Genomic DNA, 323 nt, shown 5'->3' with positions numbered 1-323 from the left:
ATCATTTCTTGTTTATTGCCAAGTGAACGAAGAATACGATTATAAATCTTTCTTACTTCTTCATTTGGATCAACAATTTCATGGTAATCTCCAAATACATATTTATCTTGTAATGGATCCTTAAATGATTCATCACCAGCAATTACCCTAGCTTCTAAATAAAGCTTAGGTGTGAATCCCGTATCCTTCATTCGAATCGTATCGCCCTCATTAATTAATTCATGAGCCAAACCGAACACACGACCGATTGATTGTGCTTCAACTTCATAAGAAACAGAAGAATTCACACGTTTTTTTAACTCTGTATTCATAAGAGTCATTAA

The 323-nt window shown here is 33.4% G+C and carries 1 protein-coding gene; it reads right to left on the bottom strand.

What is annotated here, in order from left to right; genetic code table 11:
- Window positions 1–323 (bottom strand): phage tail spike protein (locus tag JDS99_RS32905; protein WP_275952198.1); only part of this gene is annotated, 323 nt, incomplete at both ends.

This window comes from Bacillus cereus group sp. N6, from assembly GCF_016483705.1.
GTDB lineage: Bacteria > Bacillota > Bacilli > Bacillales > Bacillaceae_G > Bacillus_A > Bacillus_A wiedmannii.
This window is presented reverse-complemented; position numbering and strand designations above follow the sequence as displayed.